The 23,609-nt window shown below is 59.0% G+C and carries 26 protein-coding genes; 22 read left to right on the top strand and 4 right to left on the bottom strand.

Going from position 1 to position 23,609, the window contains the following annotated elements:
- Positions 1–52 precede the first annotated feature (52 nt).
- From hemW to QEH54_RS20630, 3 genes are all read left to right on the top strand, one after another.
- A complete protein-coding gene (gene hemW / locus QEH54_RS20640) occupies positions 53–1,222 on the top strand; it encodes a radical SAM family heme chaperone HemW (protein ID WP_309020614.1) in 1,170 nt (389 codons plus the stop codon).
- A gap of 289 nt (positions 1,223–1,511) precedes the next feature.
- Positions 1,512–1,982 (top strand): hypothetical protein, encoded by a 471-nt coding sequence (locus QEH54_RS20635; protein WP_309020613.1) that lies wholly within the window; start codon positions 1,512–1,514, stop codon positions 1,980–1,982.
- Complete coding sequence (locus tag QEH54_RS20630) at positions 1,951–2,985, top strand: M23 family metallopeptidase (protein WP_309020612.1); 1,035 nt, start codon at positions 1,951–1,953, stop codon at positions 2,983–2,985. Before QEH54_RS20635 ends, QEH54_RS20630 begins: the two co-directional genes overlap by 32 nt.
- Positions 2,986–3,126: 141 nt before the next feature.
- On the opposite strand, the gene QEH54_RS20625 is transcribed toward QEH54_RS20630, so the two are convergent.
- Positions 3,127–3,282, bottom strand: coding sequence for a small basic protein (locus QEH54_RS20625; protein WP_309020611.1), 156 nt, complete (start codon positions 3,280–3,282; stop codon positions 3,127–3,129).
- A 19-nt stretch (positions 3,283–3,301) separates the two neighbouring features.
- Positions 3,302–3,646: a divalent-cation tolerance protein CutA gene (cutA, locus tag QEH54_RS20620; RefSeq protein ID WP_309020610.1), complete on the bottom strand. Its 345-nt coding sequence runs from the start codon at positions 3,644–3,646 to the stop codon at positions 3,302–3,304.
- 95 nt (positions 3,647–3,741) lie between these two features.
- On the opposite strand from cutA, the gene QEH54_RS20615 reads away from it, so the two are divergent.
- From QEH54_RS20615 to QEH54_RS20550, 14 genes are all read left to right on the top strand, one after another.
- Positions 3,742–3,939 (top strand): DNA-directed RNA polymerase subunit omega, encoded by a 198-nt coding sequence (locus QEH54_RS20615; RefSeq protein WP_309020609.1) that lies wholly within the window; start codon positions 3,742–3,744, stop codon positions 3,937–3,939.
- 110 nt (positions 3,940–4,049) lie between these two features.
- The gene (smpB, locus tag QEH54_RS20610; protein ID WP_309020608.1) at positions 4,050–4,538 is read left to right on the top strand and encodes an SsrA-binding protein SmpB; all 489 of its coding nucleotides are present in this window, start codon (positions 4,050–4,052) and stop codon (positions 4,536–4,538) included.
- Between the two features lie 29 nt (positions 4,539–4,567).
- Positions 4,568–5,482, top strand: a complete 915-nt coding sequence (gene thrB, locus QEH54_RS20605) for a homoserine kinase (RefSeq protein WP_309020607.1) — start codon at positions 4,568–4,570, stop codon at positions 5,480–5,482.
- Between the two features lie 4 nt (positions 5,483–5,486).
- Positions 5,487–5,951 carry a tRNA (cytidine(34)-2'-O)-methyltransferase gene (locus tag QEH54_RS20600; protein ID WP_309020606.1) on the top strand — a complete coding sequence of 155 codons (465 nt, stop codon included), beginning with the start codon at positions 5,487–5,489 and terminating at the stop codon, positions 5,949–5,951.
- The gene (locus tag QEH54_RS20595) at positions 5,948–6,901 is read left to right on the top strand and encodes a glycosyltransferase family 9 protein (protein WP_309020605.1); all 954 of its coding nucleotides are present in this window, start codon (positions 5,948–5,950) and stop codon (positions 6,899–6,901) included. The genes QEH54_RS20600 and QEH54_RS20595 overlap by 4 nt, the downstream gene beginning before the upstream one ends.
- A 98-nt stretch (positions 6,902–6,999) precedes the next feature.
- Positions 7,000–8,271: a serine--tRNA ligase gene (gene serS, locus QEH54_RS20590; protein WP_309020604.1), complete on the top strand. Its 1,272-nt coding sequence runs from the start codon at positions 7,000–7,002 to the stop codon at positions 8,269–8,271.
- A gap of 18 nt (positions 8,272–8,289) precedes the next feature.
- On the top strand, positions 8,290–9,741 hold the full coding sequence (tilS, locus tag QEH54_RS20585; RefSeq protein WP_309020603.1) for a tRNA lysidine(34) synthetase TilS: 1,452 nt from the start codon (positions 8,290–8,292) through the stop codon (positions 9,739–9,741).
- Between the two features lie 116 nt (positions 9,742–9,857).
- The gene (gene ftsH, locus QEH54_RS20580; RefSeq protein ID WP_309020602.1) at positions 9,858–11,825 is read left to right on the top strand and encodes an ATP-dependent zinc metalloprotease FtsH; all 1,968 of its coding nucleotides are present in this window, start codon (positions 9,858–9,860) and stop codon (positions 11,823–11,825) included.
- A gap of 111 nt (positions 11,826–11,936) precedes the next feature.
- The gene (locus tag QEH54_RS20575; protein ID WP_309020601.1) at positions 11,937–13,214 is read left to right on the top strand and encodes a PLP-dependent aminotransferase family protein; all 1,278 of its coding nucleotides are present in this window, start codon (positions 11,937–11,939) and stop codon (positions 13,212–13,214) included.
- 62 nt (positions 13,215–13,276) lie between these two features.
- Positions 13,277–14,182 carry a sulfate adenylyltransferase subunit CysD gene (gene cysD / locus QEH54_RS20570; protein ID WP_345785682.1) on the top strand — a complete coding sequence of 302 codons (906 nt, stop codon included), beginning with the start codon at positions 13,277–13,279 and terminating at the stop codon, positions 14,180–14,182.
- Positions 14,183–14,238: 56 nt separating this feature from the next.
- A complete protein-coding gene (gene cysN / locus QEH54_RS20565; protein WP_309020600.1) occupies positions 14,239–15,525 on the top strand; it encodes a sulfate adenylyltransferase subunit CysN in 1,287 nt (428 codons plus the stop codon).
- A gap of 155 nt (positions 15,526–15,680) precedes the next feature.
- Positions 15,681–16,031 carry a hypothetical protein gene (locus tag QEH54_RS20560; RefSeq protein ID WP_309020599.1) on the top strand — a complete coding sequence of 117 codons (351 nt, stop codon included), beginning with the start codon at positions 15,681–15,683 and terminating at the stop codon, positions 16,029–16,031.
- A 169-nt stretch (positions 16,032–16,200) separates the two neighbouring features.
- The gene (locus QEH54_RS20555) at positions 16,201–17,481 is read left to right on the top strand and encodes a glucose-1-phosphate adenylyltransferase (RefSeq protein WP_309020598.1); all 1,281 of its coding nucleotides are present in this window, start codon (positions 16,201–16,203) and stop codon (positions 17,479–17,481) included.
- 9 nt (positions 17,482–17,490) lie between these two features.
- Positions 17,491–18,336, top strand: a complete 846-nt coding sequence (locus QEH54_RS20550) for a universal stress protein (protein ID WP_309020597.1) — start codon at positions 17,491–17,493, stop codon at positions 18,334–18,336.
- Between the two features lie 127 nt (positions 18,337–18,463).
- On the opposite strand, the gene QEH54_RS20545 is transcribed toward QEH54_RS20550, so the two are convergent.
- A complete protein-coding gene (locus QEH54_RS20545) occupies positions 18,464–19,276 on the bottom strand; it encodes a hypothetical protein (RefSeq protein WP_309020596.1) in 813 nt (270 codons plus the stop codon).
- Between the two features lie 62 nt (positions 19,277–19,338).
- Positions 19,339–20,010: a hypothetical protein gene (locus tag QEH54_RS20540; protein ID WP_309020595.1), complete on the bottom strand. Its 672-nt coding sequence runs from the start codon at positions 20,008–20,010 to the stop codon at positions 19,339–19,341.
- 193 nt (positions 20,011–20,203) lie between these two features.
- Between QEH54_RS20540 and QEH54_RS20535 the strand changes: the two genes are divergently transcribed.
- From QEH54_RS20535 to cysC, 5 genes are all read left to right on the top strand, one after another.
- Complete coding sequence (locus tag QEH54_RS20535; protein ID WP_309020594.1) at positions 20,204–20,488, top strand: acylphosphatase; 285 nt, start codon at positions 20,204–20,206, stop codon at positions 20,486–20,488.
- A gap of 13 nt (positions 20,489–20,501) precedes the next feature.
- On the top strand, positions 20,502–21,356 hold the full coding sequence (locus QEH54_RS20530; protein ID WP_309020593.1) for an ABC transporter ATP-binding protein: 855 nt from the start codon (positions 20,502–20,504) through the stop codon (positions 21,354–21,356).
- Between the two features lie 62 nt (positions 21,357–21,418).
- Positions 21,419–22,180, top strand: a complete 762-nt coding sequence (locus QEH54_RS20525) for an ABC transporter permease (protein WP_309020592.1) — start codon at positions 21,419–21,421, stop codon at positions 22,178–22,180.
- Positions 22,170–22,928 carry a hypothetical protein gene (locus QEH54_RS20520; protein WP_309020591.1) on the top strand — a complete coding sequence of 253 codons (759 nt, stop codon included), beginning with the start codon at positions 22,170–22,172 and terminating at the stop codon, positions 22,926–22,928. The genes QEH54_RS20525 and QEH54_RS20520 overlap by 11 nt, the downstream gene beginning before the upstream one ends.
- 64 nt (positions 22,929–22,992) lie before the next feature.
- A complete protein-coding gene (cysC, locus tag QEH54_RS20515) occupies positions 22,993–23,592 on the top strand; it encodes an adenylyl-sulfate kinase (RefSeq protein WP_309020590.1) in 600 nt (199 codons plus the stop codon).
- Positions 23,593–23,609: the final 17 nt, after the last annotated feature.

The following is a 23,609-nucleotide window of genomic DNA, read 5'->3' as shown; positions in this document are numbered from 1 at the left end:
AAGCAAATAGTTCACGTAAGCGAGCGGTTTTCAATGTTTTGGAAGGATTTGCATGAGTATTGACGCGAATATGGGCGAGGAAGAGGGCTTCGGGCAGGCGCTCGGAGTGTACCTGCACGTGCCCTTTTGCTCCACCGCCTGCGACTTTTGCGCGTTTTACCAGATACAAAGCGATCGCAAGGGCATTCTCTCCTACATCGAAGGAGTCAGGCGCGAGCTCGAGCTGGTCGATATTGGTAACCGAAGAATTGATACACTGTTCTGGGGGGGTGGCACTCCCGGTCTGCTGCCTGCTGGGGACATGCTGCAAGTGGCTTCGGCGATCACCGGCGCCTATGGGAAGCCACGCAAGGAATGGACGGTGGAAATGGCCCCGTCCTCGGTGAAGCGCGACAAGCTGGAAGCCTTGAAGGAAGCCGGAGTGACCCGAATATCCATGGGTATCCAAAGTTTGAACGAGCGCTTGCTGGAGGCGCTTGGACGCCAGCACTCGGTGAAGCAAATACACAAGGCCTATGAATTGATTCGCGAAATCGGCTTCGAATCGGTGAACGTGGATCTGATATTCGCGATCCCCACGCAGTCCGAAGAGGAGTGGCGTGAGGACGTGCGATCGGCCCTGGCGATGGGTCCGGACCATCTATCGACCTATTGCCTGACCTTCGAGGAGGACACGGCGTTGTTCGTGAAGCTGCAGCAGGGCAAGGTCAGCATCGACCCGGAGCGTGAAGCCCGGTTTTACACAGCGATTTGGGAAGAGGCGAATCGCGCTGGCTTTCAGCAGTATGAAATTTCCAACTACGCAAAACCCGGCCATGCTTGCCACCACAATATGAATACCTGGCGCATGACTGAGTGGATCGGCATCGGCCCCTCCGCCGCGAGTCAGTTCGCCGGCACTCGCCATACCAATGTGCCGGACCTCAAGGCGTGGCTGGACGGTTTGGAAAACGGGAAACGGGGCTTGGTGGAGCGCCAGGCGCTATCGCCTGAGCTCCTTCTCGAAGATGCCTTGATCTTTGGTTTGCGCATGAACGAAGGCGTGGACCTGCGGTCATTGGAGCGGCGCTTCGGCCTCCCGCTGCGCAACCTGCGGATATTCGATCAGCTGGTGGAGGCGGGAAGAGCGGAACGCGATGGAGACCGCTTTCGCTTGAGCCCGGACGGTCGATTGGTCGCCGATGCGGTCGGCGAAGCGTTTTTGGGCTGCTTTTCAAGCTGAGGCGCCCGCGGTCATGGATGCCTTGTCCTTGCAAAGCGAATACGAGCCCTGTCGAACTTCGGAATAGAGACTTGCCGGAGGAGGGCGTCGAAGGTCGCATCGAGACGTCGACTCGAAGGAGCGACACGTCGGGCGAGGTTCGGGTCGTCTCGGAGCAAGCGCGTGGACTGGACCCGCTACGAAGCTCGCCGTTGGCGAAACTCTTCGCTTGCCTCGCGAGGTCGGCCCTTTCGTTATAGAGCCAGCGATGCGGCGGCGAATGTTCAGTCAAAGACCGACAGGGCTCCTTATGGGAGCTTTTCTTTTGCTGTCGCTGCTGGCCGGTTGCCAAACAGGCAGGATCGACCCGGCGGAACTCACGCGGGCCCGCTTCTTTTTGGAGAAGGCGGATGGCGACGCCTACAGCGCCATCGTCACGCTGCCGCTCAGCCAGGTGAAGATCCCGGTGGAAGGCGACGCGATTCTCTCGGAGTTCGACTATTTGGCGATCGACCTGGCGGAGCTCGAGTTAGGAAACTGCCTTTCTTTCACCTTGAAACCCGCTGCCGCCCGGGCGTTTTATCGCATCTCGGTGGCGAATCAGGGCAAGCGTCTGGTTCTGGTAGTCGACGGCCAGCCCATCGGGGCGCGTCGCATCGACGGTCCGGTTTCGGACGGGAGAATCTACATCTTTCTAGAGGTGCCGGACGAGACGCTTGAGGAGCTGGCCGCTGACCTGAAGAAAACGAATGCTGATATCCAAAAGACACTTTCTCGCTAGCGTGCTGGCGGCTTGCCTCGCTGCGCTTTGCGTGGCGCAGGCCGACGAGGCGTTTCGTCTCGGGCCGCACTACTGGCCGACGCCCAACCCTAAGTTCCTGCAAACGGGGAGCATGGAAGGCGTGCTGCAGCCCACCGTATCCGGCGAGTTGAGCTCGGGCCTCTTCGGCTGCGTGCGCAACGACGGGCACCGCTTTCACGAGGGGCTGGATCTGCGGCCGATCGCTCGCGACAAGCGAAACGAGTCCATCGATCCGATCTACGCCTTCGACGATGGCGTGGTGCGCTACGTCAACCGCGTGGCTGGAAACAGCGGCTACGGGCGCTACATGGTCATCGAGCATGCTCAGATCGCGCCAGGGCTGGTGACACTCTACGCCCATTTGCGCAGCGTGCCCGAATCCATCCATGCCGGCGTATCCGTAAAAGGCGGACAGAAGATCGCGGTGATGGGGCGTTCCGCTGGCGGATACAGCATCCCGCGCAGCCGGGCACATCTGCATTTCGAGGTCGGTTTCTGGCTGGGGCCGAACTTTCAGGCGTGGTACGACAAGCAGCCTTTCGGCAGCGAGAACGAGCACGGCGCCTACAACGGCATGAACATCGTCGGGCTCGACGGCTGGGAGCTTTGCGGGGCTTTGCGACGCGGGCAGGCGGAAGATGTCTGGCAGTTCATCATGAGCGAGCAGATCGCGGTGGAAGCCTACGTGCGCGACACCGCCATACCTGATCTCTTGGAGGTCAACCCGCACCTCATGGCGAACGTGCGTCTTCCGGACGATCACGCCGGGTGGCTCATCGAACTGACGTGGTACGGCCTGCCGACGCGCTTTCGAGCCCTCACTTCGCTCGAGATGGAGGGCAAGGACCGCTGGCTGACGGCGCGAGCCCTTCGTCCGGACTTGCTGGAGGGCAAATACTGCATGGATCTTGCCCGCGACGATCTGTTTGGCGGCGCTGGGGCCCGGCTCACCAGTCTGATCAATCGCATGTTCGTGAGGTAGGATGCGGGTCGGTGGCGCTTGGGGCCACAGTCGCTAGGCCCATGCATCGGACCGGAGCGTCGCCGGGGCGTTTCGCGTGGCGCAAAAAAAACGTCGCCTGCATGAGGCGACGTTTTAGGGAAAATAAATTTGCTCAGCGCTTTAGGCTTCCGGTTTGGTCTTGCGGAGACCGCTGACGCGATCGCCATCTTTCCATTGGCCGCGCTTGCGAAGAAGCTCTACACGCTCGAAGCGTTTTAGGACGTTGCGCTTGGCGCCGGTGGCGGCGTTGGACTTGTAGCTTGGATGCTGAGACATGATAAAAAATGGTTCCGGTTTAAGCGAAGCCGCGTAAATTGGCGACATCGCCTGCCCATTTCAAGTACTTTTCTGAAACTTTTTCGGCCTTCAGGCAGACCCACTGCGGAGTGTCGTAGGGGTGGTTTTCCGCGACCAGCTCCTCCAGCGCGTCGAGGCAGCGCCGGGTGGTTTTGAACCAGAGGCGAAACTCCTGATCCGTTTCCACTTGGTCCTTCCACAGGTACACGGAGTTGATCGGACCGTCGATCTGGGCGCAGGCCGCGGCTCCTTTTTCGATGGCCAGACTGGCCAGCTTCTGGGCGATTTCGCGGTCCGGAGCGGTGGTCCAGCAAACGAAGAGGGAGGTGTCTGATTCGGGCATGGCAGGCATTGGGAGCAAGACTTTGCCGAATAATCACTTGACGCAGGTTGGCAGCAAGGTAAAAGGGCGGATTCTTAATTTCACGGAGGTTCGCTTTGAGAGAAGATTATATAAAAGAAGCACGCAAGGTCATCAAGGACCCGAACATTTTGATCAATGTGGTATCACGCCGCGTTCGTCAGCTGCGCCACGGCAACCGCCCATTGGTGGAGTCGCTCGAAAAGTTGAATCCCGAGGATATCGCTCTTCGCGAGATCATCGAGGGCAAGATCAGCTACGAGCTGGCGGAATAGCGCAGAGTCGGTTTCGGGCGCGACGCTCGGACCGGTTTTCGAATGCGACGCGTGGTAGACCTGAGTCCGCCGCGCTTTTTTCGTTTCTAGGATAGAAGAGTCACCGAACGATGGCAGCCAAAAGCAGAAAAGGGTCGAAGTCCGGCAAGCCCCAGGACATCCGCAACGCCAAGGTGCACCGCGACTACCACGTGGAGGACACCTACGAGGCGGGCATCGCGCTGACCGGCACCGAGGTGAAGTCGATCCGAGCGGGCAAGGCCCAGATCTCGGAGGGCTTCTGCCGCTTCCACAAAGGCGAGTTTTTCATCAACGGGCTTCACATCGACGAATACGCCTTCGGGAACATCAACAACCACATCCCTCGCCGCGAGCGCAAGCTGCTACTCAAGAAGTCGGAGTTGCGAAAGATAGAACGCGCCTTGGAGGCCGGCGGCAAGACCGCCATCCCGACTCGGATGTATTTCAAGGAGGCTCTCATCAAGGTGGAGATCGGCATCTGCGTGGGCAAAAAGCTTTTTGACAAACGAGAGGACCTGAAGAAGAAAGCCCAAATGCGTGACATCGACCGGGAGATGAAATCGGTCCGAGCGCGCTAGACTCCCAACAGCACTTTCTTCCTCTTCTCATGTCAGCCCTCTCGCGCGTCATTTGCAAAGTCCCCGGTAGCACCTCGAACTGCGGTTCTGGTTTCGACACTCTAGGGCTGGCCCTTTCTCTCTATAACGAAATCTGCGTGGAGCGGGCGGATGCCGAAGCCGACGAAGCCTTCGGTCCGGACATTTTTCCGCGGAGCGAGATGGCTCAGCGCACGGTGGCGCGGTTTTTCGAAAAGTCGGGCATCGAATCGTTCGCAGTCAGAATTCGGATACGCGGCGACGTGCCGCAAGCTCGCGGGCTCGGCTCCAGCGTCACCGTTCGGGCCGGCATCCTAGCGGGCGTGGCTACGCTGGCTGATTCGGATTGGGACAGGGAAGACTATGTGGAGCTCATCACGGAGCTCGAGGGGCATCCCGACAATGCCAGCGCCTCCATTCTCGGCGGATTCACCGTTTCGCGCTTCGTGACCGATCCTGCGAAGGTGGAATCGGTGGCTCAGTTCGATATCGGAGAGGAGCTGCGTTTCGTGGTGATCGCACCGGAGTTCGAGGTGCTGACCTCCGCCTCCCGCGGCGTGCTGCCCAAGCAGCTCCCTTTCGCCGATGCCATCGCCAGCATCAACAGCGCCGCTTGCGTGGTGGCAGCCTTGTCCTCCGGTCAGTACGAAGCCCTCGAAGGCAGCGTGCACGATCTGGTGCACGAGCCCTATCGTTTGAAAAACATCCCTGGCGCCGCCGACGCGATCCGCTCCGGCATCGAAGCGGGCGCCTATACCGGCTGGCTCAGCGGCAGCGGATCCAGCGTGCTCTGCGCTTGCAGGAAGGGCGCGGTGGATTCGGTCACGGAGGCGATGCAAGGTGTATTCAAAAAGGCGGGACTGAAGAGCGTGGCCTACGACCTGAGCGCCGACAACGCCGGCTTGCAAGTGACCCTGAGCGAGTAAAGCGATGCTGCACGTCGTCCTTTTCGAGCCGGAGATTCCGCAAAACACCGGAAACATCGGCCGCACCTGCGCCATCACCGAGTCGCGGCTGCACCTGATCCATCCGCTCGGATTCACCATCAAGGACAAGCACTTGAAGCGAAGCGGCATGGACTACTGGAAATCGCTCGACGTGCATCACCATGAAAACTGGGACGCGTTTCTGGCCAGCGAGGCGGCGCCCAAGCGCTTGTTTCTCTTCACGACGAAGGGCGCTCGATCGTATTGGGACATCCGATACGAGGATGGCGATGGCCTGATCTTCGGCAAGGAGAGCGCCGGGGTTCCGGATTGGATGCACGAGCAGCTTGGCCCTGAGCAGCGACTGACCATCCCGCAGTACAACGATTCCCTGCGCTCGCTCAACCTCTCCACCAGCGCCGGCATCGCCGTGTATGAGGCCATGCGGCAGATTCGCGGAAACCCATGAAGGAAGCCAGCGCGAGGCTTCTCGTCTTGATGACGTCCCCGCTGGACATGATCGCGCATGCCTTGCGAGCGGTGGAGTCGTTCAAGCGGCGCCTGCCAACGCTCGAGGTGACGTGGGTGGTCAGGCGTTTCTACGAGCCGCTGGTGTCGAACTTTCGGTGCGTGGATCGAACCATCGTCTTCCACCGCAGCGCCGGTCTGGGCAAGGCGTTCTCGCTAGCCCGCGAGCTCAGGCGGGAAAGGTACGACTTCGTATTCGATTTCGAAGGACATGCCCGCACTGGAGCCATGTGCTGGCTCGCTCGCGGCTCCCGCAAGATCGGGCGCAGCGACGCTCGGGAGGGGGCGACGGTCTGCTATGGAGAACTGGTTTCGCCTCCGGCTTGCGGCAGCGAGCACGCGCTCGACTCCATGCTGGAGTTCGGTCGAGTGTTCGGCTTGGACAAGCGCCTGATCGGCGAGCCTCGATTGATCGAGGAGCCCGCATTGTCGTTTTTGCCCAACGCCGAGTCTTCGGGACGCGCGGTGTGCTTGTTTCCGGGACGCTTCAAGCGCGAACGGTCCTGGCCGGGCATGTTCGAGCTCGCCAACCGCCTGGCTGAGCGGGATCCTTCGCTGCAGGTGTTTCTTCTCGGGATGATACCGGAGGCGTCGACGATCGAGCTGGCCGATGGCGTTTTCGATCTGCAAGGGAAGCTGACTTGGGCGGAGATTTGCGCAGCTCTCAAACGCTCTGCCCTGACCGTAGCCAACGACAACGGGCCCGCCCAACTGTCGGATCTCTTCGCGCGGCCGAACCTGACGCTCTACAGCTACGTGCTCCCGGCACGTCGCGGCTCCTATGCCGACGAGCGAACGGAGCGGGAGGCGATCATGGCGCCAGACGGCGACGTGCGCCGAATCGAGCTCCCCGAGGTGTTCGCCCGGGCGGAAAAGCTCTTGCGACTCTGAGCTTTGCTTGACTCTAGGGTGGGGTGAGAGATAACGCGAAGGCTTGCTTTAAGGCGTGGACCCGCCGAAGCCGCAACATGTAGCCCTTTCCTCGAAACATGATCGATCCGAAGCTCCTCAGAGAAAACCCCGACGTCGTCCGCGCCGGCGTAGCCAAAAAGCATTTGCACTGCGATATCGACGCCATTCTCGCCCTGGACGAGAAGCGACGCGACCTCATTTCCCAGGCCGAAACGCTGCGTTCGCTGCAGAAGGCCGCCAACGCGGAGATGGCGAAGCTGCCCAAGGGCAGTCCTGACTTCATCGAGAAGGTAAAGGAAATGAAAGCGGTTTCCGCCGATGTGAAGGCCAAGGACGCTGAGCTCGGCGAAATCGAGGCGCAGTGGGCCGAGATCATGCTCAGCATCCCAAACCTGCCCGATGAAAGCGTGCCTGAGGGACGGGACGAGAGCGAAAACGTCACCGTGCGCGAGTGGGGCGAAATACCCGGCGAGCAAAGCTTCCACACGCCGCACTACGACTTGGAGTGGATAGAGCAGATTCTCGATTTCAAGCGCGGCACCAAGGTGACGGGATCCGGCTTTCCGTTTTATGTGGGAGATGGAGCGCGCCTGGTGCGCAGCCTGATTTCGTTTTTCCTCAACGAAGGGGCCAGCGCTGGCTTTCAGGAGATCGGGGTGCCGTTTTTCGTTAACGCCGACAGCGCTACCGCGACGGGGCAGCTCCCCGACAAGGAAGGCCAAATGTATCAGACGGTTGAGGACGGACTCTACGCCATTCCTACCGCGGAGGTGCCGTTGACCAACTTCTTTCGAGACGAGATAATCGACGAGGCGGACCTGCCGATCTACCGCTGCGGCCACTCGGCTTGCTTCCGTCGCGAGGCGGGCAGCTACGGGAAGGACGTGCGCGGCCTAAATCGCGTTCACCAGTTCGACAAGGTGGAGCTGCTCAAGTGGGTGAAGCCGGAGACGAGCATGGATGAGCTGGAGTCACTTCGCGGATACGCGGAGGGTCTTTTGGAGAAACTCGGGCTGCCGTTTCGCACGCTGCTGATGTGCGGTGGCGACATGGGATTCACCAACGTGAAGCAATACGATCTTGAGGTTTGGGCGGCTGGCCAGAAACGCTGGCTCGAAGTCTCCAGTTGCAGCAATTTCGGGTCCTTCCAGGCTCGTCGGGCCAAGATCCGCTACCGCAACGCGGAAACCGGCAAGCCTGAGATCCTGCACACCTTGAACGGTTCGGGGCTTGCGGTTCCGCGCGTTTTCGTAGCGATCCTGGAAAACGGACTGCAGGAGGATGGGCGTATCCGAATTCCGGATGTGCTGGTGCCCTACATGGGCAAGGAGTTCCTGGAAAAGCGCTAGGCAAGAAGGCGAGGCGATTTGGATTGGTCGAAGATAGCCGAGCGTCTGTCATTGGAGAACGACTACGCTCGCGTTCCAATCGCCGTACGTCGCTGTCTCGAATCCGAATCGCCCCTATTTGTCGCCCTGTCCAGCGGCGCCGATTCCGTCTTCGCCACGCTCTGGACCTTCGCGGCGCTCGCTCGACGCGGCAGGACGAGCGACATGGTAGCGCTGCATTTCAATCACGGATTGCGCGGCGCCGAGTCTGATCGGGACGAGTCGTTCGCCGCAGAGCTGGCGTCAGGACTCGGGATTCGATTCATTTGCGATCGAGCGTCCTGGAGCGACACCGCGCATGCTGTCAGGGAAGCGGATGCTCGAGCGGCGCGGCTGGCGTTTTTTAGACGCGCAGCGAGCGAGCTCGGCCAGGAAAGGGCTTGGGTAGTGACTGGGCATCACAGCGACGATGCTCTCGAAACCATTCTGATGCGGCTTTCGCGCGGGAGCGGCATCCAGGGATTGTGCGCTCCACGTCCCGTTTCCGAGCCCGACGGATGTATCCAGTTTTTGAGACCATTGCTCGATTTCAGCAGAGAGGAGATTCGCGCCGCTTTGCGGAGCGCGGGCGGCGACTGGCGCGAGGACTCGTCGAATGAGGGCGGTAGAAACTATCGTAGTCGTTTGCGGGATACGGTTTTGCCAGCATGGAACAGCGCTTGCGATCGCTCCTCCGTGCTGGCGGGAATCAAGCGGTCTCGGGCCTTGCTGGAGGAGGACTGGCAGGCGCTGGAGACCCTAAGCGACGCCGCCTGGAGCGAAGCCTGGGACGCGGATGCTAAGTCCCTGTCGGTGCAGGCTCTGCTGAGGTTTCCGCAAGGGGTGCGCCGACGGCTGTTGCACCGACTCGTCGCAGCATCGGAGGAAATGGCCGCCGAGTTGCCCGCTCCCATCGCCGATGGAGCACTGCAAGCTATCGAAGCGCGGATCGAGGAATCGTGGAGCGTATCGCCGCGAACTCGGCTATCGGTGACTGGCGAATTCGTCGGCATCTTCGCTGCAGCTGGTAGATCGGCTTCGTCCTGGCAGGGCTTTCGGCTGCCGCACGGCTGTCGGGCCTATCTGCCTGATGGAGCGGCGCTTTCCTCGGAATTGGTGGAAGTGAGTAGGGATTTGTTTTTACGGCTAAAAACTGGAAAAAATAACGACGATCTCGGGGCGACAATCGAATGGACGGCGCAACAAAGCGGCGCCATAGAGGTCAGACGTAGGCTCCCGGGCGATGCATTCAAACCCCACGGAAAATCGTCGCCAAGGAAACTCAAATCGTTATTCATCAAACGTAAGATACCACTGGAGGAGAGGGACCGATTGCCAATTTGCGCGCTGGAGACGGGGGAAATCGTCTGGGCGCCTGGATTGCCGCCTGGCGCGGATCGTGTTGTCACCGCTGAAAGCTGCGTTGCCTTGCGGTTGACTTACGCCCGATGAGACTCAACTTTGAATAGCTTTCTCAAAACTTAATGCCCGAAAATAACAGTCCTAATCGTCGCGGTGCCGGAAAAGGTCCGCCAGAACGCTTTCAGCCTAAGGTCATCCTTATTTGGGTGGCTATCATAGCAGTGATGCTAACCATCTGGTTCCAGTCGAGCAAGACGGGGAACGCGGATCCGATCTCGATGGCCCAGGTCATTTCGTTGACCGAGGAGGGTCGCATCGTTGGCGGCAAAATATCTCCGATGCCTAACGGCGGTTCGGACTGGTACGAAATCGTGGGCACGATGCGTCTCCCGGAGTCGGAGATGTCAAGCGTCGGCCCCGACGGGACGCCCATGAACCCGAATCGGGCCTTCATCGCAAAGGGGCGCCTGTCGGAGTCCAACTACGACATTCTGCAGTCTAGCGGCCTGTTCGCCGAGTCGAGTCCCAACACCTTCCTGCCTCAGCTGCTGGCGGGCATCATTCCGTTCATCCTCGTCATCGGCTTGCTGTACTTCCTCTTCGTCCGTCAATTGCGCATGGCGGGCAAGGGAGCTCTCAATTTCGGCAAGAGCAAAGCGAAGCTGCTCACTCGCGAAAAGGACAAGGTCACTTTCGCCAACGTGGCAGGCTGCGACGAAGCGAAGGAAGAGGTGCGTGAAGTGATCGACTTCCTGAAGGACCCTAAGAAGTTCCAGCGCATGGGCGGCAAGATTCCCAAGGGCATCCTGATGGTCGGCCCGCCCGGTACCGGTAAGACGCTGCTCGCGAAAGCGGTGGCCGGCGAGGCGGACGTGCCGTTTTTCTCCATCAGCGGCTCGGACTTCGTGGAAATGTTCGTGGGCGTAGGAGCCAGCCGAGTGCGCGACATGTTCGAGCAGGGCCGCAAAAACGCCCCTTGCTTGATTTTCGTGGATGAAATCGACGCCGTCGGTCGCCAGCGTGGAGCTGGACTTGGCGGCGGAAACGACGAGCGCGAGCAAACGTTGAACTCTTTGCTGGTCGAGATGGATGGTTTCGACACCACCGAAGGTGTCATCATGATCGCAGCGACCAACCGTCCGGACGTTCTCGACAAGGCTCTGCTCCGTCCTGGCCGCTTCGACCGCCAAGTGGTGGTGGACCTGCCGGACTTGAAGGGCCGCGAGGAAATCCTACAGGTGCATGCCAAGAAGATCCGTCTAAGCGACGAAGTGAATTTATCGGCGATCGCTCGCGTGACCCCGGGGTTTGCAGGCGCCGATCTGGCGAACCTGCTCAACGAGGGCGCGCTGACTGCCGCTCGCAAGGGCAAGGACTGCGTGGAGAACATCGACCTCGATGAAGCCCGCGACAAGATTTCGTTTGGCCGGGAGCGCCGACGCGTCGTCGACGAAGAGGATTTGCGCTCCACCGCGTACCATGAAGCGGGCCACGCCCTGGTGCGGGCCATTCTGAAGGACAAGGACGTGCGCTTGCACAAGGTGACCATCCTGCCGCGCGGGCGGGCCCTGGGCATGGCCATGTTCGCCCCGACCAAGGACGTTCTCGGAAAGTCACGCAACCAGATGCACGACATGATCGCGGTCGGACTCGCCGGTCGCATCGCCGAGGAAATCGTGACCGGGGACTACAGCACTGGAGCCCAGGCGGACATTTCCCAGTCGACCAAGATCGCCCGAGACATGGTTTGCCACTATGGCATGAGCGACCTGGGACCAATCGCCTTCGGCGAAAACCAGGACCAGATCTTCCTCGGTCGCGAGATCAACCGCACCCAGCACTTCAGCGAGAAGACGGCTGAGCGCATTGACGAGGAAGTGAGCCACATCATTCACAAGGAGTTCGAACGGGCCAAGAAGCTGATCGAGGAGAAGCGCAAGGAGCTAGAGGTGCTGGCCGAAGCGCTGCTCAAGTACGAGACGATCGAAGGCAAGCACGTGGACGAAATCCTAGAGCATGGAGAGATCCGATCGGAGGTGATCTCCTCCAAGACCGAGCTCGACGAAGCAATCGCTGCTGAGGCGAAAGCTGCGGAAAAGGAAAAGAAGGCTTCCAAGAACTCCGCCAAGGATACGCCTCCTCCCGCAGTGGATGGGGCGACTTCGATGGCCTAGGATCGGCGCAAGCAATTCTTTCATTGAGTTTGAAAGACAGTGGCGAGAAAGTCGCCGCTGTCTTTTTTTTGTTTTCGCAACCAGCCGCTCGGCTGGCATTCCCTCCTCGAAATGTCTCTTGCATTTTCCCAATTAGGTTCCCGTCAGGTCGAGTCGGATATCGCTCGATTGATGACCATGGCGATTGAGCGACCGGAACTCCTCAGCCTAGCTGCCGGATTCACCGACAACGACACCTTGCCGCTGGAAGAAGTGACCAAGGTCGCGGTCGAACTCGGCGAGGAGGGAAATCGATCCGTGCTGCAATACGGAGCCAATCAAGGCCGCCTGGAGCTTCGACAGCAGATCGTGTCGCGCTTGGAACGTCAGGATGGGCGTATGCCAGGCGCCTATTCGGCCGAGAATTGCCTCGTCACGAACGGTTCGCAGCAATCTCTCTACCTCGCCGTGCAGACGCTTTGCGATCCTGGAGACGTGGTGCTGGTCGAGCAGCCGACCTACTTCGTGTTTTTGGAAATGCTGCGTGGACTAGGGGTCGAGGCGGTTCCTATGCCCATGGGCTCGGATGGAGATGTAGATGTCGAGGGACTGCGCCAGCAGCTCGCGGGCTTCGCCGATAAGGGAGAGCTGGCCCGAGTGAAGGCGGTCTACCTGGTCAGCTATTTCGCGAATCCGAGCGGACATAGCGTGAGCTCCGACTGCAAGGACGCGATCGTTTCGTTGCTGGCGGAGCATGGCGGCTCCATCGCCATCTTCGAGGACGCCGCGTATCGAGAGCTTTACTACAAGCAACCCTTCGAGGCTGAAAGCTGTATTCAAAAAGCCAATGCGGAGCAAGTGCCGTTGCTCTACACCTCGACGCTGACCAAGCCCTTCGCCTCCGGCTTGAAGGTGGGCTACGCCATCTGCACCCATCGCGACTGGCTCAATCGCATGCTGGCCGTGAAAGGGCAGCAGGACTTCGGAACGGTCAATTATGCGCAGGCGATCCTGTGCAGGGTGTTCGAGAAGGGCTTGTTTGATCAACGCCTCGAAACGCTGCGCCAATCGTACCACGAAAAAATGCTCTGTTTGCACCAAACCTTGCTTCAGGGGCTCGGGCCTCATGGTTGGGCCTGGGAGGAGCCTAGGGGAGGGCTCTATATTTGGGTGAACGCTCCGAGTGGCATAGAAACTGATTTCGATTCGGTGTTTCACGCGCATGCCACCCAAGCTGGCGTGATGTATGTGCCAGGTGACTTATGCGATGCTAACCGCAAGAGAAGCAACAAGATACGACTCAGCTTCGGGGTGCTGCAGAAAGCGGATCTGGAGGAGGCTGCCCGCCGATTCATCCGTGCGGCGGAAGCGACTCAACGTGCCCTCAAGTCTAAAACTTATATAAACTAGGTACTTGACTAAAGATTTAATCTGTAGAGAACCAACTGGAATCGAACTCTAGGCAAGAAATCATGCACGACTATACCGTCACTCATCTCAAGCAGCTCGAGAGCGAAGCGATCTACATCCTTCGCGAGACTGCGGCTCAATTCGAGCGACCTGTCCTTCTGTTTTCGGGAGGCAAGGACTCGATCGTAATGACCCACTTGGCGAAGAAGGCTTTTTGGCCTGCCAAGATCCCGTTCCCTCTGCTGCACGTGGATACGGGACACAACTTTCCGGAGACCATCCAGTACCGGGACGACCTGGTGAAGGAGCTGGGGGCCAATCTGGTGGTGGCTTCGGTGGAGAAGGCCTTGAAGGAAGGTCGGGTGATCGAGGAGAAGGGGCCGAACGCCAGCCGCAACATGCTGCAGATCCAAACGCTGCTGGACTGCCTTGAAGAGGGGCAGTACGACGCAGCGCTGGGCGGCGCTCGTCGCGATGAAGAGAAGGCTCGGGCCAAGGAGCGCTTCTTTTCGCACCGAGACGAGTTCGGCCAATGGGACCCGAAAAACCAGCGTCCGGAGCTCTGGAACATCTTCAACGGCCGCATGAGCCCGGGGGAGCATTTCCGGATCTTCCCTTTGAGCAACTGGACCGAAATGGACGTCTGGCAGTACATGAAGCATGAGAACATCGAGCTGCCCAGTCTCTACTACGCTCACGATCGCGAGATCGTGATCCGCAACGGCACGATTTTGGCGGTATCTCAGTTCGTGCAGCCGCGCGACGGCGAAAAGGTCGAGACGCGCCGCATCCGTTTCCGCACCATGGGCGACGCCACGATCACCGGGGCGGTGGAGTCCGACGCGGACACCATGGACAAGATCATCGAGGAAGTCGCCGCCGCCCGCCAAACCGAGCGTGGCAACCGAGCCGACGACAAGCGCAGCGAGAGCGCCATGGAGGACCGCAAGAAGGCGGGGTATTTCTGATCCGTGCCCATCGAAGCAAGAATACGAGCGAAACAGCAAACTGACACAGCACGACTATGAGCGCAGAAAACAGCTCCGACTCCAACGGATATCTCGATATGGATTTGCTCCGGTTCACCACCGCCGGATCCGTCGATGACGGAAAATCGACTTTGATCGGTCGACTCATGTACGACTCGAAGGCGATCTTCGAGGACCAGCTTGAGTCGATCGAACGCACCAGCAAGCAACGCGGCGACGAGAACGTGAATCTCGCCCTTCTGACCGATGGCCTTCGGGCGGAGCGAGAGCAGGGAATAACCATCGACGTGGCCTATCGCTACTTCGCGACGCCACGCCGCAAGTTTATCATCGCGGATACTCCGGGCCACATTCAGTACACCCGCAACATGGTGACCGGCGCCTCCACGGCGAACCTCGCCATCATCCTGGTGGATGCCCGCAAGGGCGTGATCGAGCAGACCTGCCGCCACTCCTTTATCGCCAACCTGTTGCGCATCCAGCACGTGGTGATCGCGGTCAACAAGATGGACTTGGTGGACTGGGACGAGAAGGTCTTCAACAAGATCCGGGAGGACTTCAAGCAGTTCGCCTCCCGCCTTGGAAACATCGTGGAAGTCTCCTTCATTCCGATTAGCGCCTTGAAGGGCGACAACGTGGTCGATACCTCTGCCAACATGCCTTGGTACAAGGGACCGACCTTGTTGTACCATTTGGAAACGGTCTACGTCGGTCCAGACGCCAACCACGTCGATTCGCGCCTGCCAGTGCAGTGGGTCGTCCGTCCGCACAGCGACGAGTATCACGATTTCCGAGGTTACGCGGGACGTGTGGCAGGAGGCGTGTTCAAGCCCGGCGACGACGTGGTGGTCTATCCCTCCGGCTTCGAAGCCAAGATCAAAGGGGTGCACACCGCTGACGGCGAGCTCGAGGAGGCGTTTTCGCCCTTGAGCGTGACGATCACCTTGGACCGCGAGATCGACATCAGCCGGGGCGACATGATTGCCAAGCCGAACAACCCGCCGAAGGTGGATCAGGACATCGATGCCATGATCTGCTGGTTTTCGGAGAAACCGATGAACCCGCGCGGCAAGTTCCTCATCCGTCACTGCGCCAAGGAGGCCAAGGCCCTGATTCGCGACGTGAAGTACAAGGTCGACATCAACACCCTGCGCAAGATCGAGGACGACACGCAATTCACGCTCAACGACATCGGCCGCATCACGCTGCGTACCGCGTCTCCGCTTTGCTACGACAGCTACAAGGCGAATCGCGTGACGGGCTCCTTCATCCTCGTCGACGCCTTCACCAACGAGACCGTCGCCGCGGGCATGATTCGCTAGACTCGCCAAGCGTCTTTCGAATTACGAATTCTCTTTCGCCGCCTCCCCCCCCAGGAGGCGGCGTTTTCGTTTTGCGCCATCAGGGATCGCCTTAGGCTGCATTCTTGTTTACAAAGTCTTTACACTTTAGGCGCCCTGTGGGACATTTGGTACCCATGCAGAAGGCCGATGAATCACCTCTGACTATCGATGAAATCGCCACGCGCCTGAAGTGTTCCCGCGGTTGGGTGCAGCTTTCGATTGACGCGGGATGCCCAGTGGATTCCGAGAGCAAGGTCAGCATTCGGGATTTCATGCTTTTCCAGCTCACCAACATACATCGGATTCGGGAGCTGGCGGGATTGCCGCCCATGCAGACCAAGGGCAGCTCGGAGGACCTCAGGCCCAACGTGAAGGCGATCCTTTCCACTCAGTTGGAGTGGCTGCAGGTGAAGTCCACCCGCAGCGCGGTCAAGACCGCCGCGAAACTGGTCTACGATCGCATCAACGCTTTGAACGAAATCTGAGGCGTTCCGTCTCGGAAACGCCAATTTGGATATGGACCGCTGGCCTCGGGCGGAGACAGGCGTCGCGGTATTTTCACCTTAGCAATTCGGTTTTGGAGTTGTGGATTGCCGCAAGTCGATTAGGTTACCAGTCGGAAGTTACTGATACCGAACTTGCTAAGGATCTCAGATGCAGAAAAAAGCTATTGCCGTAATTATGGGTGGTGGACGAGGAACTCGGCTCTACCCATTGACTAAAGAACGTTGCAAGCCAGCAGTGCCGCTTGCAGGAAAATATCGACTGGTCGATATTCCCATCAGCAATTGCCTGAATTCCGGCATCAACAACATCTATCTGCTGACGCAGTTCAACACGGCATCCTTGCACCGACACATACAGGAGACCTACCGATTCGACCCGTTCGGGGGCGGCACGGTGGACATCCTCTCCGCTGAGCAGACGGAGAAAGGCGACAGTTGGTATCAGGGCACGGCGGATGCGGTGAGGCAGAACATCCACCACTTCACGGGCAGCGACTACGACTATGTGGTGATTCTCTCAGGCGACCAGCTGTACCGCATGGATTACCAGAAGATCCTCGAGGAGCATATCCAGAGCGGCTCCGATGTGACGGTGGCCGCGATCCCGTTCCCCTCCGATTCGGTGGAAGGCCTGGGGCTGATGCGCGTGGACGAGAAGCTCAACATCATAGAATTCGTCGAAAAGCCGAAGGATCCTGCGGTTATCAAGAGTCTGGAGATTCCGGATAGCCTAGGGGCGAATCTGAAGTCGACGCAAAGCAAGAAGTGCTGCCTCGCTTCCATGGGCATCTACGTCTTCAACCGCGAGACCATGATCGATGCCCTCAACAATTCGATGACGGATTTCGGCAAGGAAGTCATCCCGTCGCTGCTAGGCAAAGGCAAGCTGGCGGCCCATATTTTCGAAGGGTACTGGGAAGACATCGGAACGGTACGAGCGTTTTTCGATGCGAATCTCCAGCTAGCGGATCCGATGCCGCTGTTCAACTTCTTCTCCCGCGGCAGACCGGTCTACTCGAGAGCTCGATACCTGCCTGCTAGCAAGATCAACCGCTGCTCCATCAATCACGTGATCGTTGGCGACGGCTGCATCATCACCGATTCCTACCTTAAGCGTTGCGTGATCGGCATTCGCTCCGTGCTGCGCGAAGGCACCCGATTGGAAAATGTGATCATGATGGGGGCGGACGAGTTCGAAAGCTCGGAGGAACGTCGCCGCAATCGCGAAAACGGCGTTCCGGATGTCGGCGTCGGCCTCAATTGCGAGATCAAGAACGCCATCATCGACAAGGGAGCTCGCATCGGCGACAACGTGAAACTGAACCCGGAAGGCAAGCCCGACATGTACGAGAAAAACGGCGTGTTCGTGCGCGACGGGATCGTGATCGTGAGCAAGAACACGGTCGTGCCCAACAACACCGTTTTGTAGGAAGGCGATATGAACAAGGTCCTCGTCTGCATCGATGGTTCCCAGTACTCGCAAAGCTGCTGCGAATACGCAGGCTGGGCGGCGAGCGAATTGGGGGCCGCGATCGAAGTGGTCTACGTTACGGATCTTCGCCAGTTCGAAGTTCCCTTCATCGCCGACTTGAGCGGCAGCCTCGGGCTGCAGCCGTACCAGTCCATCATGGGGGAGCTTCAGTCACTGGAGGATCGCAAGGCGAAAATCATCCTCGAACAGGGCGTCGGCTCCATCCGCAAGAGCGGCTTCGAGGGCGAAATCTCGACGAGCCATAAGACGGGCTTCCTCGTGGATTCGCTCAGCGAGCTGGAGCAGGACTCGGAATTGATCGTGGTGGGGAAGCGGGGCGAAAACGCGAATTTCGCGGCCGAGCATCTTGGCTCCACCATGGAGCGAGTGGTGCGGGCCGCGGAGCGTCCTTGCCTAGTGAGTTCACGAAGTTTCCAGAAGGTGGAAAAGGTGTTGTTCGCCTATCAGAATGTGGAGAGCTGCCATGCGGCGATCGCTTACCTGAAGGATACGCGACTCTTCGCTAATGTTGAGCTGCATCTGGCGAGCGTGGCGAGAAACGACGACGAGTCCGACACGCTTGCTGACCTCAAGAAGGCCGAGGCCGAGCTGAAGTCGGCTGGAATCGAAGTGGTTTGCCAGATGCTGCACGGAATCGTGCCGCAGGCCCTCGCTCGCTATGCTCAGGAAAGCGGGATCGATATGCTGATCATGGGAGCCTACGGACACTCTCGGATCCGACACCTGATCATCGGAAGCACCACAACGGAGATCCTGCGCGACTGTCGCTTGCCGACCTTGCTCTTCCGCTAAGGCGGTTGAGCAGCTAGTCGATTTCGCTCCACCGATCGCTGAGGCGAGCCAAGGACTGTTTACACAAGCGAAAAAGCGCGTCCGCATAGGGACGCGCTTTCATCGTTTGAAGGTGTTGATAAGACAACTAGGGAGTGGGGACGCGCACGAAGGAAAACTGGTTTATCACGCTGTCGGTGAATCCAGGTTTTTCCATTGGCTGCTGGCGGATAAGCTGCGAGATGCGTTCGCTCAGCTCGTTCTGATCGGCCTCGGTCATGCACATCGAAAGGCGTAGATCGGCCAACTCGCAGCGGTAGGAGAGCCAATCCGCTTTGAATTGGTGGGCGTGGTAGCATTCGCGGAGCTCCTTTTCCGTATGGCGTGCCTGCTTGTCGGTGAGCTCGCCTTCCAGCAACTCGCTCACGCGCAGGACTTGAGCCAGCTCGGAGGCCTTGAGCGTGTCCAGGCGGAATCCGACCAGCTTGCACTTGAGGCTCATCAGGGCCTCGGAGAGTTCGCGTTTCGACAGGCGCAAGGCGAGGCGTAGCGACTTGTGGCTCCATCCGCCAAAAATGCGCGCCACGAGAAGGAAGCGTTCCTCGTGGGTGAGCTCGTTCAGCGGCAGGTGTTCTCCGGCGAAGGAGCATTCGCGCTCGAGCGGGTAGCGCTCCAGGCGAACTTGAAGGAAGCGCTCGAAGTCGGAGACGCGCCGAGTGTAGGGGAGATACCTCCAGCAGTCGGAGAGGACGCGTTGCACCTCGAACATGCGCCGCGAGTGGCTGGTGATGCCGGCGACGTACAGGTATTCGGAAACTAGGTTCGAATACGAGGCGGTAGCGAGGACGAAAGAAAGCGCGTTTCCACGCGAGGCCTTTCTCAGCAGCGAGCGAATCTTACTCCGCTCGGGAGAAAATGCCGACGGCTCTCTGCGAGCAGTCTTAAGTTTTCGAAGAGTCATTGTTGGCGCTAAGGAGGATCAAGAGACGACGAGGATCGAAGCAGAGCGAGGTGGGGGCGCGCTCAATCTTCGTCCGAACCTCTTGCGATCGTCGTTCGACAATCGGAAGAGACTCTCAGCCAAATTTCACGAATGTCGAAGAGACGGATGCGCGCGTTGCTGACGTAGCGGTTCAGCGGCTCGATCTCGAGACTTTCGAATTTGGCTAACAAGGCGAAGGCCTTGTTGATGGATACCATGCCTCGCTTGAAGTAAGCGATGGCGAGGGCGAAGTCATTCAGATCTAGGGCTGTGACAGCCAAGAGACCGTATTGATCTGACTCCATAAGGGCGGTTTGTAGGGAAAGCGCGTGCTGGGCGGGCAACTGTTCGCCAGCGAGGGCGATGTGCCTGCTCCACTGCTCGAGCAGCCATCCATGCAGGGCCTTGCTCGATACGAAAAGCGGGTGCTTGTGGATGGTGTACGGCTGCTGGTCCGCCTCATAGGCGACATCCTCCTGATCAACCGTTTCCTCATCCTCGATCTCGGGGGCCCGTTGCTGCCAGCCCATGTAGAGGGCCACTTCGTCGAGCCGGTTCGGGCTGCGGATCAGTTTGTTGTAGAGAGATTGGTACTTCGCGATTTCCTTGTCCTCGCGCTGGAGATAGTGCTCCCAGTTGAACTCGGTCCAGTCGGATTCGCAGCTGTCATCCCAGTCGGAGTTCGGGTCACTGTCGTGCTCGTAATTTCCCATATCTTCTTAACAGGCTTTTTAACAAAGACGGCGGAAGTTACGACCCCCCAACCGCCAATGCAACCGAATTGTGACAGTAATTATTCGCATAGAATTGGGCGCAAGTAGAGACCCTTAACCAAGCAAAAGGGAATACCCCGAGATGGAGCGTTTACGCTGGTAACATTCGCTTATTCCTGTAGCTTAGGGGCTTATGAGCGATATCGATTCAACGTTCTTCCTGGTGGCCCATTTTTCGGGCCATGTGCAAGGGGTAGGGTTTCGCTACTCGACGACGCAACTTGCGAAGGGGTACGAGGTCACTGGTTTCGTGCGGAATCTAGCGGACGGACGCGTGGAGCTGCAGGTGGAAGGCGAGGAGGACGAGTGCCGACAGCTGGTAGCCAACGTGGAGGACGAGCTGGACGCCTACGTGAGGAAAACGGAGTTGAACGTGGGGCGCCGCGAGCGTCAGTTCAGGGATTTTCGCATCGCCTAAAACTATTCGCTGAGTGTCTGCCGTCATTGAAATCAAGGGCCTCACCAAGGACTTTTCGCTATCGGAAAAGGGTCGGTACTTGAGGGCGGTTGACCATCTCGACCTGACCATCGAAAGAAATTCGGTCTTCGGCCTCCTCGGACCGAACGGCTCCGGAAAGAGCACGACGATCAAGATTCTGCTAGGGCTCTCGCAGCCTACCAGCGGCAGCTGCCGGATTCTGGGCAACGCTCCTTCCGATCGCTTGACGCGATCAAAGGTCGGATACTTGCCGGACGCCCCGTACTACTATCGTTTTCTTAGCGGATTGGAGCTGATGCTTTTTTATGCGAAACTGCTCGGAGTGCCGCGGTGCCGGAGGGAGTCGCGATGCCGCGAGCTTTTGCGGGATTTTGGCCTTTCCGACGCCGCGTCACGCAAGGTCGGGGCCTACTCCAAAGGGATGCTGCAGCGGCTGGGATTCGCCCAGTCGCTCATTGGCGACCCTGAGATTCTGATCCTGGACGAACCCACTGCGGGGGTCGATCCGGTCGGCGCCGCGGAGGTTGGCGACTTCATTCGACGTCTCAAAGCGGAAGGGAAATCGATCCTGCTCTGCTCGCACCTTCTGGCCCAGGTCCAAGACGTGTGCGATCGAGTCGGCATCATGAACAAGGGGCGTTTGCTTGCGGAGGGCTCCCTGGACGAGCTGCTGGCCACGGGCGATCGGACCAGCCTTCGCATCGAGGGAATCGATGCGGAGACCAGCAAGGAACTGGAGAGAAGGGCCACGGCCGCGGGAGGAAAGGTCACCCCTCAGGGAATCAGTCTCGACGCCTTGTTCCGGGATCTTGTGGAGAACGACGAGGAGAGGGAGAGCGAGGCGTGAACGGGTCGCGAGCAATCCGAGTTTCCGCGATTTTCGCTAACACCTTTCGCGAGGCGATTCGCATGAGGCTGTTTCTGCTTCTTGCCTTCGCCGGTGTCGCTTCCCTCGGAGCCGGTCTTTTCTTCCAGGAGTTCAACCTTGGCGCATCGGAGCTGGAATTCATCGCGGACTTCGGCTTTGGCAGCATGACCTTGCTCGGTTCCATCATGACCGTGGTGGTGACAGCCCAGCTGGTGTACGGCGAGATCGAGCAGCGCACGCTAATGCCGCTTTTGGCCAAGCCGGTGAGTAGAGGCGAGTTTCTATGCGGCAAACTGCTGGGGGCCTGGGCCACCATCTGCTGCTTCGTTGGCATTCTCGCCCTGTCCACCGTTTTGGCGGTATGGATTCGGGCCGCGCAGATCGGCGAAACGGCAGCGCAAGCCTACGCGGTGGGTGAAGCTGTCGGGGCAGGCGACATCGCCCTGTTTGCCGGGCTCCAGTGCATTCGCTTGATGGTGCTGGCAAGCGTCACGGCGTTTTTCGCCAGCTACGCCAGTTCGCAACTGTTCGCAGTTTTCATGGGCGGCTTCTTCTGGATCCTGGGGCAGCTCCACGACGTTTTCATCGAGCAAGCCGCCCGAGGCAGCGCCGTGGGTTCCATCATTCTGAAACTCGCGGCCTACCTGGTACCGGATCTACGCGCCTTCGAGCTTGGGTCGCAGCTTATCGAAGGAAACGCGGCGAGCGCGGGACAGATCCTCCAGCTTGCAGGCTATGGCCTCCTGTATTCAGTTTTCTATAGCGTTCTCGCCGTTGCGGCCCTCAAGAATCGTGAATTATAAGGTTAAGCTAACTCTGGTTTGGGCAGTCGGCTCGCTCTTTCTGGGCTGGGCCACGGCTCCGGTGGTCGAAGACCATCGACTGCAAGAGACCAGGGCGAGGGATCTTTCCACGCTGTCTGCGGGACTCGGCGAAGGGGTCTCAATCGCCGCTCTTGGCGGATACAGCGTCATCGCGGCCAATATGGTATGGGTTAGCATGTACTCGGATTGGCAATACAGAAGGACGGAAGACGTGTTGCGAAAGCTCGAGTTGGCGGTGGCTTTGAACCCGCACTCGGAGTTCTTTTGGATCGATGGGGCGCGCATTCTAGCCAATGACATGCCGGTCTGGGAAGTGGGCGACGACTTTGCGGAGAGCCTGTTCGAGACCGAGCAGGGCATAGCGATCCGACGCCGCTACGCTCGCAAGGCGCTCGCATTTCTGGAAAAGGCTCCGAGACACATCGCGCAAACACCGCAGTACTGGGTGGAGAAGGGGACGATATACTGGAGGAAGCTCGACGATCTCGATGCGGCGATCATGAGTTTCGCCGAGGCGGTCGACACCGAAGGCGTGCCCTATTTCGTCTGTCGCGTGTACGCTGAGCTATTGGTCAAGGACGGGCAGATCGCGGAGGCCTATCGGTATTTGAGCGATCACTACGACTCTTTGCCGGATGACGAGCTTTCCGCCATGAAGCCCGTGGTGCGACAGCGCCTTTTGCAGCTTAGGGAAATGCTGGAAACCAATCGATCCGAGGGGCGATGAGCGTTTTCCACGGGGAGTCTTTACTTGCGAAGGGGCGTGAGAATGAAATAGTCGAGGCAAGCTTATGAGTGAGAATATTCATCCAATATCCGATCGTCTGCTGAAAAAAGAGGACCGTGAGCGTTCGCTGGGGCAGCGGGGAAAAGTGGTTTGGCTTTGCGGTCTATCCGGCTCAGGCAAGAGCACCTTGGCGATCGCCTTGGAGAAGGCGCTGTACTCGGCGGGGAAACACGTCTACGTGCTCGACGGCGACAATATCCGTACCGGGCTCAACAAGGGTCTGGGCTTCAGCGACGACGATCGTCAGGAGAACATCCGACGCATCGCCGAGGTTTCGAAGCTTTTCCAGGATGCCGGACTGATCGCGATAAACTCCTTCATCACCCCGACCGCAAATTTGCGGGCATTGGCCCGGGATGTCATCGGCAAGGAGAACCTGATTGAGATCTACGTCCGAGCCTCCTTCGAAACCTGCAAGCAGCGCGATGTGAAGGGCCTGTACGCCAAGGTGGAACAGGGCTTGGTGCCCGATTTCACTGGCAAGGACTCCGGTTTCGAGGAGCCTGAGGACTCCGACCTCGTGATCGATACGGAGGCCCAGAGCGTGGAGGAGTCGCTGCAGACCCTCTTGGATTTCGTGTCTAAGCAACTCGAGCTCTCCTAGGGTACGCGTCCGAGTTC

It is taken from the genome of Pelagicoccus sp. SDUM812003 (genome assembly GCF_031127815.1).
GTDB lineage: Bacteria > Verrucomicrobiota > Verrucomicrobiia > Opitutales > Opitutaceae > Pelagicoccus.
The sequence above is the reverse complement of the archived record's forward strand: the minus strand, read 5'-3'. Positions and strand labels throughout refer to the sequence as shown.